The organism is Pigmentiphaga sp. H8 (assembly GCF_003854895.1).
Lineage (GTDB): Bacteria > Pseudomonadota > Gammaproteobacteria > Burkholderiales > Burkholderiaceae_B > Pigmentiphaga.
In genome coordinates, this window is record NZ_CP033966.1 from 101,769 (window position 1) to 118,334 (window position 16,566).

The window sequence follows — 16,566 nt, forward strand, 5'->3', positions numbered from 1 at the left end:
ATTGGTAGTCACTGCGTGCCTACACTGGGCCCGTTTTTCCCCTATCCGCGAGACCCCGATGAAGATCACGATGCTGGGCACCGGCGCCGCCTTGCCCGACCCCGACCGAGGCCAGTCGGCCATCCTGCTGACGCTGGACGAAGACCGGCACTACCTGTTCGATTGCGGCGAGGGCGCCACGCGGCAGATGGTGCGCGCCAACGTGGACCCGGCCAAGGTGGGATTCGTCTTCCTGACCCACCTGCACCACGACCACATCTGCGACTACCCCTATTTCGTCATCTCCAGCTGGATGCTGAACAAGACCGGCGCGCCCTTGGTGCTGGGCCCCAAGGGTACGCGGCATTTCGTCGACCACCTGTTCGAGCATGGTGCGTTCCAGGCCGATTTCCGCGCCCGCAGCGCCTATCCCGTGCGCCAGCAGAACATCGAGGCGGCGCGGCCCGAGGTGCGCGAGGTCCAGCCGGGCGTGGTGTTCGAGGACGACAAGGTGAAGATTTCGGTGGACTGGGTCGAGCACATCCCGCGCGACATCTGCGAATGCTTCGGGGTGCGGGTCGAGGCCGAGGGCAAGGTCATCGCCTTCAGCGGCGACACCGCTCCCTGCGACGCCATGGTGCGGCTGGCCCAGGACGCCGACCTGCTGATCCACGAGTGCACCTTCCCCGAGTCCTTCATCGCCCACCGTGCCAAGACCGGGGTGGGCACCTATTCCCACACCAGCCCCACGGACCTGGGCAAGATCGCCCGCCGGGCCAACGTGAAGAGCCTGGTGGCCACGCACTTCGGCCACTTCGATTCCACCAGCCCGGTGCTTCGGCGCGCCGCCGCCAAGCACCTGCCGGTGGAGTTGATGGGGCCGCACCTGATGGACGAGATCGTGGCCGACATACGCAAGAACTACGACGGTCCGCTGCGCCTGGCGCACGACCTGATGCGCATCGACCTGTAGCGCCGCCGCGCCGGCGGCATCCGGCGCATCTTTCCAGGAGGGCATGCCGTGACCGATACCGTTAGCCGCCGTGCCGCGCTGTTCGCCGCCGGCCTCCTCTGTTGCCTTGCCGCCGGCGCACGAGCCGGCTATCCCGACCGGCCCATACGCCTCGTGCTGCCCTACGCACCCGGAGCAGCGGGCGACATCGCCATCCGCCAGGTGCAGCCGCTGCTGGAGAAGCGGCTGGGCCAGCCCCTGGTCATCGACTACCGTACCGGGGCGGGCGGCAACATCGGCGTGCAGGACGTGGTGCGCGCCAAGCCCGATGGCTACACGCTGGTGCTGGGGGCGACCAACAACTTCGTCATCAACCAGTTCCTGTATCGCAAGCTGGGCTTCGATCCGCTGGAGGACCTGGCGATGGTGGGCAAGCTGGCCGACGTGCCCGCCTTCATCTACATCAGCGCGGCGGTGCCGGCGCAGGACTACGCCGCCTTCGCGCGGTACGCCAGGCAGCACGCGGGCAAGCTGAACTACGGTTCGCCGGGGGCCGGCACCACGCCCCATCTGTCGGCCTACATGCTGAGCGAGGCGATGCACGCGAACATGACCCACATTCCGTACCGCGGGTCGTCGCTGGGCGTGCAGGCCCTGCTGGCCAACGAGATCCAGCTCTACATCGGCGGCTACAGCATCGCCGCCTCGTACATGCCGCAAGGGCGCGTGCGCGCGCTGGCCGTCGCTTCGCCGACCCGCTATCCGGGCTTGAAGGAGGTGCCCACCGCGTCCGAGGCCGGCATGCCCGACGTCGTGCTCAGCAACTGGTGGGGCCTGGCGGCGCCCAAGGGCACCGATCCGGCGGTTATCGCGACCCTGTCGCAGGCGCTGAACGAGGTGCTGGCCATGCCCCAGGTGCGCGAGGCCTACGCCCAGGGCGGCTTCGTGCCGGGCAAGGGCTCGCCCGCCGAATTCGAGGCCGAACTGCGCGGCGAGGCGCGGCGCTGGCAGGATATCGTGCGCAAGTCCGGCGTGATGCTGGACAACTGACGATGGCGCGCGGCACGCCCTTGCTGTTGCTGCACGGCTTCGGCGCTTCGTCGGCCATCTGGCGGCCGACCATGGCAGCGCTGGCGGACCGCCGCTGCGTGGCCTTCGACTGGCCGGGGTTCGGCGCGCGCGGCGGCGAGCCGCCCTGCTCCGACCTGGCGGGCTTCGCCGCCGAGGCCCTGCGGCAGGCCGATGCGCAGGGCCTCGCGCGGTTCGACGTGCTGGGGCATTCGATGGCCGGCTTCATCGTGCAGGAATTGCTGCGCGCGCATCCGGCGCGCGTGCGCCGCGCGGTGCTGTACGGCGCGGGACTGCGCATCGATCCGCGCCGCCGCTTCGAGCCGGCCGAGCGCACCATCGCCCGGCTGCGCGAGGACGGCGTGGCGTCCTGCGTGCGCCGCGTGGCGGCGGCGTGGTTCGCGCGTGGCGAGGACGACCCGCATCATGCCCTCTGTGCCGAGGACGGCGCGCGCATGTCGGAGTTGGCGGGCATCGCCGCGATCGAAGCCATGCAGCGGGCGGATTTCACCGGCGGGCTGGACGGCGTGACGGCGCGGGTGCTGGTCATCCTGGGCGAGCATGACCATACGCATCCGCCCGATGCCGGCCTGGCGCTGCGCCAGGCCATTCCGGGCGCCAGCCTGTGCGTGCTGCCGGGCTGCGGCCACGCGGCGCACCTCGAGCGCGAGGACTGGTTCAACGCCGTCGTGGCGGATTTCCTGGACCAGCCCTGACCGGAGACGCCGGCTACTGGTCGAAGAAGGCGCTGGGCGCCACGCCGAACTGCCGCCTGAACATGGTCGAGAACGCGCTGGGGCTGGCATAGCCCAGCTCCAGCGCCACGTCCAGGATCTTCGCGCCCTCGGCCAGGCGCTCCAGCGCGGCCAGCAGCCGCGCCTGCTGGCGCCATTGGCCGAAGGTCATGCCGGTTTCGCGCACGAAAAGACGGTGCACGGTCTTGGCGTCCACGCCCAGGCGGTGCGCCCAGCCCTGGGCGGTGGTCTTGTCGTCGGGGGCGGCGACGATGGCCTCGCACACCGCCTGCAGGCGCGGCTCGGCGGGACGGGGCAGGCGCAGCGGCAGCGTGGGCAGTTGCCGCAGCTCGTCCAGCAGCAGCCGCATCACCCGGCCGTCGCGGGTGTGCTCGTCGTAGGGGCCGTGGATGTCGATCGCCGCCAGGATCAGCTCGCGCAGCAGCGGCGAGATCGCCATGACCGAGCAATGGGGCGGCAATTGCCGGGAGGCCTCCGCATGGATGTAGGCCGTGCGCATCCGTACCGCTCCCACCATGCGCAGTTCGTGGCGCACCGAAGGCGGCATCCACAGGGCCCGGGTGGGCGGTACGACCCACCGGCCCATCTCGGTATGCGCGACCACCACGCCATACAGCGCGTAGACCAGTTGGCCCGACGGATGCTGGTGCGGACCGGTGCGGTAGTCCGGCGGGAAGTCCTTGGCCATGGCCGTGACCGGCCGCTCGCGGCGGTCGTAGTCGTGGTAGTCGGGAAAAGGAGAGTTTTTGTCCATTTCTAGAAGGCGTGTGCCTTATTTTCGCAAGACAGGCGCAATCTGGACAGGTACGCTTACGAAAATACGTAAAAACCCTGAGCCCATCGGGCATATCCAGAGACCCCATGCAAAGCGTCAACCCTGCCCAAGTTCCGCCCGCCCAGGCTGAACGCACCGGCTTCAAGATACTGGGCGCGATCAGCTTCTCGCATTTCCTGAACGACATGCTGCAGTCGCTGATCCTGGCGGTGTATCCGCTCCTGAAAAGCGAGTTCTCGCTGTCGTTCACGCAGATCGGCCTGATCACGCTGCTCTATCAGTTGACCGCGTCGCTGCTGCAGCCGCTGGTCGGTTTGTACACCGACCGTAATCCCAAGCCCTATTCGCTGCCCATGGGCATGGCGTGCAGCATGGCCGGCATCGTGCTGCTGGCCTTCGCGCCCAACTACGCCATGCTGCTGGTGGCCGCGGCGCTGCTGGGCACCGGGTCGTCCATCTTCCATCCCGAGTCGTCGCGCGTCGCGCGCCTGGTGTCGGGCGGCCGCCACGGCCTGGCGCAGTCCATCTTCCAGGTGGGCGGCAATGCCGGCAGCGCCATGGGTCCGCTGCTGGCTGCCTGGTTCATCATCCCGCGCGGCCAGGACAGCCTGGCGTGGTTCGCGCTGGCCGCGCTGCTGGCCATGGTCGTGCTCTACCAGGTGGGCGCCTGGTACAAGCGGCAGCACCTGTCCGGTCCGCGCAAGGCCCGGCCGGCGGCGCCCGCGCCCACGCTCAGCCGCGGCACCGTCACGGGTTCGATGGCCATCCTGCTGACGTTGCTGTTCTCCAAGTATTTCTACATGGCGAGCTTCACGAGCTACTACACCTTCTACCTGATGGACCGCTTTGACGTCTCGGTGCAGGCCGCGCAGATGCACCTGTTCGCCTTCCTGATCGCGGTCGCGCTGGGCACGATACTGGGTGGCCCCATCGGCGACCGCATCGGCCGCAAGAAGGTGATCTGGGGTTCCATCCTGGGCGTGGCGCCCTTCGCGCTGGTGCTGCCCTACGTGGACCTGGCGTGGACCGGCATCCTGAGTTTCGTCATCGGCCTGATCCTGGCGTCGGCCTTCTCCGCGATCCTGGTGTTCGCGCAGGAGCTGATGCCGGGCAAGGTGGGTACCGTATCGGGCCTGTTCTTCGGCTTCGCGTTCGGCATGGGCGGCCTGGGGGCCGCGGTGCTGGGCAAGGTGGCCGATGTGACCAGCATCGAATACGTCTACCACCTGTGCTCGTTCCTGCCGCTGCTGGGCCTGTTGACCGCCTTCCTGCCGGACCTGGGCCGGCCACGCGCCAAGCCGGTCCTGGCCAAGGCCTGACGGGCCGCCTGCCGGGAGCCGTGGGCTCCCGGTGCATGACACGCCATCCGATGGTGCTACCCTGGTGGCGACACGCACGATTCTCCTGCCAGGGCTACATGAAAAGTCTTCTGCTTGCCTTCGTCTTCGCCACCGCGCTGAACGGCTGCGGCGTGGTGGCCGCGCCTTGCCGCATCGCCTCCGCCGGCCTCAAGATCGTTCCCGTGGTGGGCGACATTGCCGCGGCGCCCACCGACGCCTGCGCGGCGGTCATCGATTGATGGACGCACGCAAGGCCCTCGTCCTGTTCTCCGGCGGCCAGGACTCCACGACCTGCCTGGCCTGGGCCCTGGACCGCTATGCGCGGGTCGAGACCGTGGGCTTCGACTACGGCCAGCGCCATCGCGTGGAACTCGATGCCCGCCGCAACGTGCTGCGCGAAGTCCATGCCCGCTTCCCGGACTGGTCGCCCCGGCTGGGCGAGGACCACGCCATCGACCTGTCGGTGCTGGGCGCGCTGAGCGATACCGCGCTTACGCGCGACACCGAGATCAGGCTGACGGACGCCGGACTGCCCAACACTTTCGTCCCGGGGCGCAACCTGGTCTTCCTGACCATGGCCGCGGCGCTGGCCTATCGCCGCGGGCTGGAGGTCGTGGTCGGCGGCATGTGCGAAACCGATTTCTCCGGCTATCCCGATTGCCGCGACGATACCGTCAAGGCCTTGCAGGTCGCGGTGTCGCTGGGCATGGGGCAGCGCTTCACCTTCGAGACGCCGCTGATGTGGCTGGACAAGGCTCAGACCTGGCAACTGGCCCAGGACCTGGGCGGCGACGCGCTGGTCGAGGTCGTGGCCGAGCACAGCCATACCTGCTACCTGGGCGATCGCAGCAAGCGATTCGACTGGGGTTACGGATGCGGGACCTGCCCCGCCTGCGAGCTGCGGGCGGCGGGGCATGCGCGCTGGCGGCAGGTGCCGGGCAGCGTGTAGCGCCGCTTGCGGATTATTCGCCGAAGACCTCGGCCAAGGTGGCGGCATCCAGCAGGTTGGCGGACCAGGTTTCCAAGTCGAGGCTCGACGCGTCGCGCAGGCGCTGGATCGTGGCATCGGGCAGGGGGCCGAAGCGGCGGGCCAGGAGGCGTTCGAGCAGGGCGGACTCGCCTTGCCGGCGGCCTTGTTCAAGTCCTTGTTCGAGACCTTGTTCGAGACCTTGTTCAAGTCCTCGCGTGAGACCCTGTTCCAACCCTGTCCGAGTCGCGTAGGCCAGCGCCGCCGCATCGTCGGCGATCGCCTTCTCGCGGGCATACGCGCGCCAGCGCGCATCTTCGTCCATGGTCAGGACCTTCAGCCTGCCGACCGCTTCGCGCACCGGTTCGTGGGTGATGTCCTTCATGCTGGCTTCCTCCCATCCGTGCTGGAAACACGCGACCCAGGCCGACAGCGCCGCCGGCAGGCACCCCAGGCGCTCCGCCTTGGGTAGTTCGATTATATGCAGTTGGAGTTCCTTGCCCAGTCGTATCGTGGGCTGGCGCCGGTCGCGCAATTCGAAACGCCAGTCCGCCTGCCCGGGATCGTCGAACAGATCGTGCGCCAGGAAATGGATGGCGATCGCCGGCTTGAGCAGTTCATAGTCCTGGCCCCGCTGGATCTGCTCGGACAGCGTGCGGGCCAGGTAGTAGGCGCTGCGGGCCGGCCAGCGCTCGTAGCGCCGCACCTGCATCTCGATGTTGTAGAGCTGGCCGGTCGCGTCGCGCGCGTGCAGATCCAGCACGATGGTCTTGCCGTCCAGATCGCTGGCATCGAGCTGGGGGTTGAGAATGCGTTCGACGACGATGGGAGTCTCGTCGTGGCGCACGGCGTTGATCAGGTCGGCCAGCAGATGCGGCGCGCGCGTGAACAGCAGCTTGAAGACCAGATCGTTGCGCAGGTCGAGGAGAGGGGGCGGCGCCCGTCGGGAGGAATCTGCCGAAAGCGGCTGCTCCGGCTCCGACAGCGTGAAGGCGGGCCTGGGGGCGGAGGACGGGACGAAGCCGACGGTGGGCTGCATGAGAGATCCTTGACAGAGACCCCTCTACCCTAGCCCCGTTCCGTTCTCATGGACGATCCATGGCCACGGATCGTCCATGAGGAATTGCGCGTATGCGCGAGTTCTACTTCGGCAGGACCACGTTGCGCGGCTTGCCCGCGACGAAGGCTTCCAGGTTGTCCACCAGCTGGTCGGCCAGCGTCTGCATGGCTTCCTGGCTGGCCCAGGCCACGTGCGGGGTCAGGATGAAATTCGGTTGCCCGACGTGCAGCAGCGGATTGGCGTCGGTGGGCGGTTCACCATCGGCCACGTCGAAGCCGGCGCCGGCGATGGTGCCGGCGCGCAGGGCCTCGGCCAGCGCCGCCTCGTCCACCAGCCCGCCGCGGGCGGTGTTGATGAGCAGTGCGGTGGGCTTCATGGAAGCCAGTTCGGCGCGGCCGATCATGTTGCGCGTCGCGGCGCTGAGCGGCAGGTGCAGCGTGACGACGTCCGCGGTGCGCAGCAGTTCCGGCAGGGGCAGGTTCACGATGCCCGGCTCGTCCACCGGCGAGCGGCTGGCGACGCAGATCTCCATGCCGAAGGCGCGGCCCAGCGCGGCTACCGATCGTCCCAGCGCGCCGTAGCCGACGATGCCCAGCCGGCTGCCGGCCAGGTCGCGTATGGGGTAGTCGAGGAAACAGAACTGCTGCGACCGTTGCCACTTGCCGGCTTCGACGTCGGCGGCATAGGCGCGCAGGTTGCGCCGCAGCGCCAGGATGAGCGCGAAGGTGTGTTCGGGCAGCGAGGCCGTGGCGTAGTTGCGGATGTTCGATACGACGATGCCGCGTTCCTGGCAGGCGGCCAGGTCGATGATGTCCGTGCCGGTCGCGGCCACGGCGATCATCTTCAGCCCCGGCAACTGGTCCAGTTCGGCGCGGCGCAGCGGCACCTTGTTGGTGACGGCGATGGACGCATCCTTCAATCGCGCCACGACCTCATCGCGCGAGGAAATCTCGTGATCGACCCAGGTGTGAGAGAAGGCGGGTGGCCGGATGGTGGCCTGCAGGCTGGCCCGGTCCAGGAAGACGATCTTGTGCGTGAACGACGACATGAGAAGCCCTCAATGGATGGATCCCCCCTACGCGCTTCGCGCGCCCCCAAGGGGGCGGCACTGGCGGACCGGCAGAGCCGGATCCGCTGTGCCCTGGATGGGTATCCAGCAGGTGATGATCCGCACGCCGCCAGGGCGGAAGGCAAATTGCCGTTCCGCTCCTGCGCCAGCGTGTGGGAAGACTACTTCAGCAGCGACTGGCGATAGGCGTCGATGTCGCCGATGGGACGGCGCGCGACGCCCGAATCCATCGCGGCCAGCGCGACGGCGGACGCGACTTCGCTGATCAGGCGGGGGTCGAACGGCGTGGGGATGAAGTAGTCCGGGCCGAACTCCAGCTTGTGGTTGGGATAGGCCTTGGCGACTTCGGGCGGGATGGGCTGCTGCGCGAGATTGGCGATGGCGTTCACGCAGGCGAGCTTCATTTCGTCGGTGATGCGCATGGCCTCCACGTCCAGCGCGCCGCGGAACAGGAAGGGAAAGCAAAGGACGTTGTTGACCTGGTTCGGGTAGTCCGAACGTCCCGTCGCGATCAGGCAGTCCGAGCGGACGGCGCGGGCCACTTCCGGACGGATCTCGGGTTCGGGATTGGCCAGCGCCAGGATCAGGGGGCGCAGCGCCATGGTCGAGACCATTTCCGGCGTCAGCAATCCGGCGGCGGAGCATCCCAGGAAGACGTCGGCGTCCTTGACCGCGTCGGCCAGCGTGCGCGCGGCGCTGGTGGAGGCATAGCGCGACTTGTTGAATTCCATCGACGCGTCGCGGCCTTCGTAGACCACGCCCTTGGAGTCCACCAGCAGGATGTTTTCCTTCTTCAGCCCCTGGCGCACCAGCAGGTCCAGGCACGCGATGGCCGCGGCGCCGGCGCCCGAGCAGACCAGCTTGACCTGGTCCAGGGACTTCTCGGCCAGCTTCAGGCCGTTGACGATGCCGGCGGAGGCGACGATGGCCGTGCCGTGCTGGTCGTCATGGAAGACCGGGATCGACATGCGCTCGGTCAGTTTGCGCTCAATGTAGAAGCACTCGGGCGCCTTGATGTCCTCGAGATTGATGCCGCCGAACGTGGGCTCCATCATCGCGATGGCGTCGACCAGCTTGTCGGGGTCCGTCTCGGCCAGTTCGATGTCGAAGACGTTGATGCCCGCGAACTTCTGGAACAGGCAGGCCTTGCCTTCCATGACGGGCTTGGCGGCGTACGGGCCGATGTTGCCCAGACCGAGCACGGCGGTGCCGTTGGAGATGACCGCCACCAGGTTCGAGCGCGACGTGTAGTAGCGCGTGGCCTGCTGGTCGTTGGCGATGGCTTCGCACGCGGCGGCGACGCCGGGGGAATAGGCCAGCGACAGGTCGTGCTGGTTGTCGAGGGGCTTGGTGGGGACGACGGAGATCTTTCCGGCGATGGGGAACTGATGATAGGCGAGCGCCTGATCGGTAAGCGAAGAATCCATTGTTTTATATGTAGAACAGTAGCGGCACGTGAACGAACATTGTATGCCCGGTTGAGCACGGCACGGCGCTTGGCCTGGCCCGCCGGGCCGCCTGGGGCGGTGCATTCGCGGCCGCACGGGCAGGGCGTGGCAAGGGTCGATGCGCATCGCAACGATCATGCGACGCAGCATCGCGCGGCAGGGTCTTGTGGGGGGCGAGAGGGTTTGCGTATGCCATGGCGAGGGCCGTGCGCGTACGCGCCCGAGGATGCTGCGTTACAACAAACAAGCGCGGCCAAGGTCCCGGCACCGGGTCGTACATGACGGCGCGGGCGATAGTTGCGGAGAGGCAACTATCGCCAGCCCGGGGCGCGCGTCACAGCGCGCGAAGCATGCGGGTCAGCCGCACCTTGTAGGCGGCGCGGATGTGTTCGCGCGTGATGCGTTCGGCAAGATCGGGGTCGCGCTGCTCCAGCGCCGCCACCATTTCCTGGTGTTCGCGCGAGCTGCTGTCGGCGCGCCCCGGTATGGTCAGCGTGGTGGGGCCCAGCAGCGCCATCGATTCCTGCAGCGAATTGAGCGTCTTCAGCAGATAGCGGTTGTGGGCGCAGCGGTACAGCGTGTCATGGAAGAAGCGGTTGTTGATGGCGAGCTGCTCGGGCTGGCCGGCCAGGTGGGCATCGCGGTCGGCGATCTCCCGCAGGGCCGAGACTTCCACGTCGGAGGCGTGGCGCGCGGCCAGCCGCGCGGCCGTGCCTTCCAGCACCTCGCGCATGACGTACAGCTCGTTGACCATGCTCTGGTCGAGTTCGGTCACGATGAGTCCGCGGCCCGATTCGTTCACGAGGAGCCCTTCGTTCTCCAGGCGGCTCAGGGCCTCGCGCACGGGCGTGCGGCTCAGGCCCAGCAGTTCGGCCAGCTCGATCTCGCGCAGGCGCGTGCCGGGAGCCAGTTCGCCGGTGTGGATGGCGGTGCGCACATACTGGTAGGCCTGCTCGCCGCGCGAGCACGAGGTCTGTCCCAGGCTTTTCGCGCTGGGCACGGCGGGCGCCGCTTTCTTTCTGGGCATGGACGGCGGAATGGCGGGTGGCAAAGCAGGGATCATAACCAAGTCCGTCCCTTGCCCCCGCTTGCCGCGCTCGTTCAAGGCGAAGCCGTCGTGGCCTTGGAAGGTTTGAGCAGCTTGCTCCAGCGGGCGATCTCCTCGCGCACGAAGCGGTCGAATTCCGCCGGCGACGACACGCGGACCTCGCCGTCGATGACCTCGAACCGCTTGGCGACCTCCGGGTCGGCGAGGCTGGTGCGCAGCGCGCTGTTGATCTTGTCGATGATGGGCTTGGGCGTGCCCGCCGGCGCGAACATGCCCCACCACACCACCGCCTCGAAATCCTTGACGCCCTGTTCGGCGATGGTCTTGACGTCGGGCGCCGACTGCAGGCGCCGCAGTCCGCTGGTGGCCAGCAGCTTGGCCCGCTTGCTGTCCAGGTGGGGCTTGATCTGCGACAGGCCGGTAAACGCGAGGTCCACGTGGCCGCTGGCGACGTCGAGCATGGCGGGTCCGGCGCCGCGATAGGGCACGTCCAGGATGTTGGCGTGGGTGGCGGCCTTGAACAGCTCGGTGGCCAGGTGCGAGGCGGATCCCTCGCCCGAGGTGGCGATGGTCAGCTTGCCCGGCTGCCTGGCGGCCAGTTCCAGCAATTGGGGGATGTCGTTGGCGGGCAGGTTGGCGCGCGCGGCCAGCCCCATCGCATAGGTGATGACCAGGCCGATGGGCGCGAAATCATCCGGTGTCCGGTAGGGCAGCCTGGGCAGCAGCGTGGGGTTGGTGGCGAAGCTGGGGCTGACGATCAGCAGCGTGTAGCCGTCGGGCTCGGCCTTGGCGACGGCCTCGGTGCCCGTCACGGTATTGCCGCCACCGCGGTTGTCGATGATGACCGGCTGCTTCAGCGTGGCCGACAGCTTGTCGGCGAAGGCGCGGGCGATGAAATCGCCGCCGCCGCCCGCGGCGAATGGCACCACGATACGGACGGGTTTTTCGGGATAGTGGTCGGCCGGCGCGGCGTGGCCGGGCAGGGCGAAAGCGGCCAGACAGACCGCTGCGCCGAATGCGTGCTTCATGTCTCCTCCTGAGGGGGCCGGGGTTCGTGCCCGTTGCGCCGCCGCAGGCGGGGGTCGGGCGCTATCGGTATGCGTTTGAATACAATTGTGCACGCACGTATCCAGGAAGTAAACTGGCAAGGTCGAATTCTCTGTTTCCGGCCGCTCGACCATGAAAAGTCCGCTCGAAGTCCTGAACCGCTATCGTCCCCACGACGGGACCCTGCACGATGCTTTCCGGAGCCGGTGCGCCGACCGCGCGTCCCAGCCTTTCCTGATCCAGGATGGCGAGTGCTGGAGCTGGGGCGAATTCGGCCAGCGGTATGAACACCTGGCCCATGTCCTGGCCGCGCGGGGGATAGGACCCGGTTCGCGCGTGGCGGTGGTCGGGCGCAACGACCGGGCACACGTGCTGGCGCTGTTCGCGCTGGCCCGGCTGGGGGCCACCATGGTGCCGGTCAATCCCGATTTCGGTCCGCGCGAGATGGACTACGCGCTGCGGCACGCCGAGGTGCAGGGCATCCTGGTCCAGACGCGCCTCCTCGATCTGGTGCGGCCGATCGCCGCCGCGCTTCCGGCGCCTCCCTGGCTGATGGCGACGGACGGCCCGGCGGACGATGCCGGCTCGCTGGCCGCCGCGCTGGCGCAGCCCGTGGCCGAGGGTGCGCTACCCGTCCCGGCGGCGTCCGATACCTGCGTCATCATCTATACCTCCGGCACCACGGGCTTCCCCAAGGGGGTCATGCACAGCCAGTACAACCTCGTGACCGCGGGCGAGGCCAACGTCGCGCGCGTGCACCTGCAACCGGACGACAGGCTGATGGTCATCCTGCCGTTCTTCCACATGAACGCGCTGTTCTATTCGGTGGGCGGCGTGCTGGCATCCGGGGCGGCGATGATCCTGGTGCCGCGCTTCTCCGCCTCCACCTTCTGGCAGGTGGCGGCCGACAACGGCGCTACGGTGGTCAACATCATCGAGGCCATCGGCACCATCCTGGCGTCCCGCGACCGGCGCGAGTACCGGCCCGATCACCGCCTGCGCGTGGTGTACGGCGTGCGCAGGAAGTCGGCGCCCGCGTTCCGCGACGAGTTCGGCGTGCCGCACCTGTTCTCGGGATTCGGCATGACCGAGATCCCGGGCGTCACCTGCAATCCCTACGACGGGCCCGACAAACCGGGCAGCATGGGCGTGGTGGCCGCGCACCCGGATCCGGCCCGGCCCTGGGCGCGATGCCGGGTGGTGGACGACGCCGGCCACGACGTGGGCGTGGACGAGATCGGTGAACTGTGGGTGGCCACGCCCATCGTCATGCAGGGCTATTTCCGCGATCCCGAACAGACTCGCCAGGCCTTCGACGGCGAGTGGCTCAAGACCGGCGACCTGGTCCGGCGCGATGCCGACGGTTTCTTCTTCCACGTCTCGCGCAAGAAGGACATCATCCGGCGCCGCGGCGAGAACATCGCCGCCGCCGAACTCGAAATGGTCATCAACGAGCACCCCGCCGTGTTCGAGGCGGCGGCCCTGGCCGTGCCGTCCGAACTGGGCGAGGACGAGATCCTGGTGGTGGTGGCGCCGCGCCCGGGCGCCGCGCTGGCCGAATCCGACGTGGCCGAGTGGTGCCGCGACCGGCTGGCCGCTATCAAGGTGCCGCGCTACGTGGCGCTGCTGCCGGAGCTGCCACACACGCCCACGCACAAGATCGCCAAGAACCTGCTGCGCGACGATCCCGCCGTCAGGGAGCGGACCGTGGACTTGCAAGCCTGAACCCATCGCCCGCCTGCCGCGGGCACAATGCGAACCGGACATCGAAGGAGACACGACCCATGGCCAAGCGCAAGCAACTGAAGACCGACATCTGCTGGAGCACCGAAGACAAGATCACCATCAAGGGGCTGGACCTGTGCCAGGACATCATGGGGAAGGTGTCGCTGGGCGACATGGCTTTCCTGGAAATGATGGACCGCCTGCCCAACGAGCGCGAGTCGCGCGTGTTCAACGCGCTGGCGGTGATCCTGGTCGAGCACGGCATGACGCCCAGTGCCATCGTGACCCGCATGACGCTGGCGGGCGCGCCCGAGGCCATGCAGGCGGCGGTGGCGGCCGGGCTGAGCGGCCTGGGCAGCGTATTCGTCGGCAGCATGGAGAATGCCGCCCGCATGCTGCAGGATGCGTTGCCGGATCCGGCCCAGCCCGGCGACATCGCCGCCCTGGCCGCCCGCATCGTCGACGAGCACGCGGCGCGCGGCCGTACGGTTCCCGGTATCGGCCATCACATCCACAAGCCGGTCGATCCGCGCGCCCCGCGCCTGTTCGAGATCGCCCGTGAAAACGGCTACGGCGGCCCTTACGTGGCCCTGATGCAGGCGGTGGCCGAGGCGGCGCAGGCGCGCCTGGGCAAGAGCCTGCCGGTCAACGCCACCGGCGCCATCGCCGCGGTGGCCAGCGAACTGGGCATTCCCTGGCGCGTGGTCCGGGGCATAGGCGTCATGTCGCGGGCCATCGGGCTGGTGGCGCACGTGCTGGAAGAACTGCGCGAGCCGATGGCCCGCGAGATCAAGGCCATGGTCGAGGAAGAAGCCACCGCGCACCTGCGCTGATTCCCGACAGGCGCTTCCGGGTCCGCCCCGAGGGGCGGACTTTTTTCGTCCGTAACCCGGATGTCACATGGGTCTTTTAACCTCGCGCTCGGTCAAGCTGACAAGCAGCTTAATGCCGTCTTTCCACACCACGAGGTTTGAATGTCCTATCTGACAGATAAATTGCGCGCTCCGTCCCGCGAGGCGCAGGGAGAAGTCACCGTCCCCGGCCAGATGTTCGACGAGATCGTCGCCGCCAACCCCGCACGCCGCACGTTGCTCAGGAACAGCTTCGGCCTGTCGATCCTGTCGGTCTTCGGTGCGACGACGCTGGCCGCCTGTGGCAGCGATGGCGATTCCGCGCCGGCGCCGGGTGGCGGTGGAGGCGGCGGTGGCGGTGGCGGTACCGATCCGGTCGGCCCCGACTACTCGGTCAAGTTCGAGCGGCTGGCCGACAAGATCACGGCCGACACCGTGACCGTGCCCAAGGATTACCAGGTGCAGGTCCTGTATTCGGCCGGCGACAAGTGCGAGGCGGGTTCCGCCGGATACGCCGGCACGCCCCAGTCGTGGCCGGACACCGAGACGCAGGCCGGCGGCCAGCACGACGGCATGCACTACTACGCGCTGGACGGCGTCGATCCCAACAAGGGCGGCCTGCTGGTCCTGAACCACGAAAGCACCGATAACGCCACGCTGAACCTGACCGTGGAAGGCACCAAGACGCGCCTGTCCAACGTCGGCGTCTCGGTCGTCGAGATCGCGCGCGGCGACGACGGCAACTGGACGGTCAAGGCCAACTCCCGCTACAACAAGCGCTATACCGGCAACACCGTCTACAACGTCGGCGGCCCGGCCGCCTCGGCGGTCAACAGCACCCGCAAGGTGGTGGGCACGCTGAACAACTGCGCCAGCGGCCCGACGCCCTGGGGCACGTACCTGACCTGCGAAGAGACGACTGACAACTACCTGGATCCCACGCAGGACGAGAAGGGCTACGGCTGGGTGGTCGAGATCGATCCCCAGACGCCGACCTCGACCGCGGTCAAGCGCACCGCCATGGGCCGCTTCGACCACGAGAACACCGCCTACATGACGAACGAGGCCAACCGCGTCGCGTTCTACATGGGCGACGACGGCACGCCGGGCTGCATCTACAAGTTCATCCCCAGCAAGGCCTACGATCCCAAGAACCGCGCGGCCAACCTGAACCTGCTGGACGAAGGCACGCTGTACGCCGCCCGCTTCAACGACGACGGCACCGGCAACTGGGTCGAGCTGACGCATGGCAAGAACAACCTCACGCTGAACGCCATCGATCCGGGCAACTACACGCAGACCGCGCCGGACCAGCCGCCCAAGCCCGTCATCGTCAACTTCGCCAGCCAGGCCGACGTACTGATCAACACCAAGGTCGCCGCGCGCGTGGCCGGCGCCACGCTGATGGACCGCCCCGAGTGGATCACGGTGGGCGTGGACAAGACCGTCTATTGCACGCTGACCAACAACGGCAGCCGCAAGCGCACCAGCGCCGCCAACCCGCGCATCAGCAATTCGCACGGCCACATCGTGCGCTGGAAGGAACGCGGCGATTCTCCGCTGGCCACGACCTTCGAATGGGAACTGCTGCTGCTGGCCGGCCAGGACCCGGCGGACGGCGCCGCGGCCAACGTGACCGGCAACATCAAGGGCGACGAGTTCTCCAGCCCCGACGGCATCCGCGTCGATCCCCAGGGCCGCCTGTGGGTGCAGACCGACTCGGGCACGGGTTCGAACATCACCGACATCTTCGGCAACAACTCGATGTACTACATCGACCAGGAAACGGGCGAATCCAAGCGCTTCCTGGTGGGCCCCAAGGGCTGCGAGATCACGGGCATCGCCTATACCCCCGACCTCGCGACCTTCTTCATCAACATCCAGCACCCGAACGGCGCGTGGAACACCAAGCGCGCCGGCGGCGGCGACGCGCGGTCCGCCACGATCGTGGTCAGCCGGAAGGACGGCAAGCCCGTGGGCGCCTGAACAATCAAGGAGGGGGCGTTGCCGCGGTTAGGCACACCCCCATTTACAGCCCGGATGGCCTGGCCATCCGGGTTTTTTTTGGTATTTCCTTACATATGTCCTGCGCCGCCTATCCGCCCGGTCATCGGACTGACATGGCGCATGCGGACAATCCGGCCCGTCACGTGATGAATGTCCAGGGGCCTGAAAGCAAGAGTTGGCGCAGATTATTGCGCTAGCGTGCGCTTGCTCTACCGTATCGCGCAAGCGGTTTTCCACGCTTGCGCGGGCGGGCCAGGCCGTTGTCCAACGCCAACGACCTTCGATCATGAAAACGACCTCCTTGTACGTTTTGCTCGGCAGACCGCTGCTGGGCTCCGGTACGCTGTGCCTGGCGCTCCTGCTTGCCGCCTGTGGCGGCGATGACGGCGGCGGATCGCCGGGGGGCGACGGCGGAACCACGCCTCCCGCCTGCACGACGGCCCATTGCGCGCCCGCGCCCTGAGCGGGCGCTTGG

The 16,566-nt window shown here is 67.9% G+C and carries 15 protein-coding genes and 1 pseudogene; 10 read left to right on the plus strand and 6 right to left on the minus strand.

The annotated features are described in order from the left end of the window. The first annotated feature begins 58 nt into the window (after positions 1-58). Genes EGT29_RS00490 through EGT29_RS00500 form a run of 3 tightly spaced genes read left to right on the plus strand, consistent with a single transcriptional unit; the run spans position 59 to position 2,715 of the window. Positions 59-952, plus strand: a complete 894-nt coding sequence (locus tag EGT29_RS00490; protein ID WP_124687185.1) for an MBL fold metallo-hydrolase — start codon at positions 59-61, stop codon at positions 950-952. 48 nt (positions 953-1,000) lie between these two features. Next, positions 1,001-1,981 (plus strand): tripartite tricarboxylate transporter substrate binding protein, encoded by a 981-nt coding sequence (locus EGT29_RS00495; protein ID WP_238160250.1) that lies wholly within the window; start codon positions 1,001-1,003, stop codon positions 1,979-1,981. A gap of 2 nt (positions 1,982-1,983) precedes the next feature. Next, on the plus strand, positions 1,984-2,715 hold the full coding sequence (locus EGT29_RS00500) for an alpha/beta fold hydrolase (RefSeq protein WP_124687186.1): 732 nt from the start codon (positions 1,984-1,986) through the stop codon (positions 2,713-2,715). A gap of 13 nt (positions 2,716-2,728) precedes the next feature. On the opposite strand, the gene EGT29_RS00505 is transcribed toward EGT29_RS00500, so the two are convergent. Further along, the gene (locus EGT29_RS00505) at positions 2,729-3,508 is read right to left on the minus strand and encodes a helix-turn-helix domain-containing protein (RefSeq protein ID WP_124687187.1); all 780 of its coding nucleotides are present in this window, start codon (positions 3,506-3,508) and stop codon (positions 2,729-2,731) included. A gap of 107 nt (positions 3,509-3,615) precedes the next feature. Between EGT29_RS00505 and EGT29_RS00510 the strand changes: the two genes are divergently transcribed. The 3 genes from EGT29_RS00510 to queC all read left to right on the plus strand — a co-directional run bounded on the left by EGT29_RS00510 (position 3,616) and on the right by queC (position 5,818). Continuing rightward, positions 3,616-4,848, plus strand: a complete 1,233-nt coding sequence (locus EGT29_RS00510) for an MFS transporter (protein WP_124687188.1) — start codon at positions 3,616-3,618, stop codon at positions 4,846-4,848. A gap of 98 nt (positions 4,849-4,946) precedes the next feature. Next, on the plus strand, positions 4,947-5,108 hold the full coding sequence (locus tag EGT29_RS28565; protein WP_192901781.1) for a DUF6726 family protein: 162 nt from the start codon (positions 4,947-4,949) through the stop codon (positions 5,106-5,108). Next, positions 5,108-5,818: a 7-cyano-7-deazaguanine synthase QueC gene (queC, locus tag EGT29_RS00515; protein WP_124687189.1), complete on the plus strand. Its 711-nt coding sequence runs from the start codon at positions 5,108-5,110 to the stop codon at positions 5,816-5,818. Before EGT29_RS28565 ends, queC begins: the two co-directional genes overlap by 1 nt. A 13-nt stretch (positions 5,819-5,831) precedes the next feature. Here queC and EGT29_RS00520 read toward each other — a convergent pair whose 3' ends face one another. The 5 genes and pseudogenes from EGT29_RS00520 to EGT29_RS00540 all read right to left on the minus strand — a co-directional run bounded on the left by EGT29_RS00520 (position 5,832) and on the right by EGT29_RS00540 (position 11,489). Then, positions 5,832-6,875, minus strand: coding sequence for an Rpn family recombination-promoting nuclease/putative transposase (locus EGT29_RS00520; protein WP_124687190.1), 1,044 nt, complete (start codon positions 6,873-6,875; stop codon positions 5,832-5,834). A 103-nt stretch (positions 6,876-6,978) separates the two neighbouring features. Then, positions 6,979-7,944 (minus strand): D-2-hydroxyacid dehydrogenase, encoded by a 966-nt coding sequence (locus tag EGT29_RS00525; RefSeq protein ID WP_124687191.1) that lies wholly within the window; start codon positions 7,942-7,944, stop codon positions 6,979-6,981. Positions 7,945-8,135: 191 nt separating this feature from the next. After that, a pseudogene (locus EGT29_RS00530) lies at positions 8,136-9,392 on the minus strand (malic enzyme-like NAD(P)-binding protein); the annotation flags it as partial. 355 nt (positions 9,393-9,747) lie between these two features. Continuing rightward, the gene (locus EGT29_RS00535; protein WP_124687193.1) at positions 9,748-10,440 is read right to left on the minus strand and encodes a GntR family transcriptional regulator; all 693 of its coding nucleotides are present in this window, start codon (positions 10,438-10,440) and stop codon (positions 9,748-9,750) included. A 74-nt stretch (positions 10,441-10,514) separates the two neighbouring features. Then, positions 10,515-11,489, minus strand: a complete 975-nt coding sequence (locus EGT29_RS00540; RefSeq protein WP_161567638.1) for a tripartite tricarboxylate transporter substrate binding protein — start codon at positions 11,487-11,489, stop codon at positions 10,515-10,517. Positions 11,490-11,640: 151 nt separating this feature from the next. On the opposite strand from EGT29_RS00540, the gene EGT29_RS00545 reads away from it, so the two are divergent. The 4 genes from EGT29_RS00545 (at position 11,641) to EGT29_RS28405 (ending at position 16,554) form a co-directional block, all read left to right on the plus strand. After that, positions 11,641-13,233 (plus strand): class I adenylate-forming enzyme family protein, encoded by a 1,593-nt coding sequence (locus EGT29_RS00545; RefSeq protein ID WP_124687195.1) that lies wholly within the window; start codon positions 11,641-11,643, stop codon positions 13,231-13,233. 59 nt (positions 13,234-13,292) lie between these two features. Further along, positions 13,293-14,066: a citryl-CoA lyase gene (locus EGT29_RS00550; protein ID WP_124687196.1), complete on the plus strand. Its 774-nt coding sequence runs from the start codon at positions 13,293-13,295 to the stop codon at positions 14,064-14,066. Positions 14,067-14,207: 141 nt separating this feature from the next. Then, positions 14,208-16,070, plus strand: coding sequence for a PhoX family phosphatase (locus EGT29_RS00555; RefSeq protein ID WP_124687197.1), 1,863 nt, complete (start codon positions 14,208-14,210; stop codon positions 16,068-16,070). Positions 16,071-16,377: 307 nt separating this feature from the next. Beyond that, the gene (locus EGT29_RS28405) at positions 16,378-16,554 is read left to right on the plus strand and encodes a hypothetical protein (protein WP_161567639.1); all 177 of its coding nucleotides are present in this window, start codon (positions 16,378-16,380) and stop codon (positions 16,552-16,554) included. Positions 16,555-16,566: the final 12 nt, after the last annotated feature.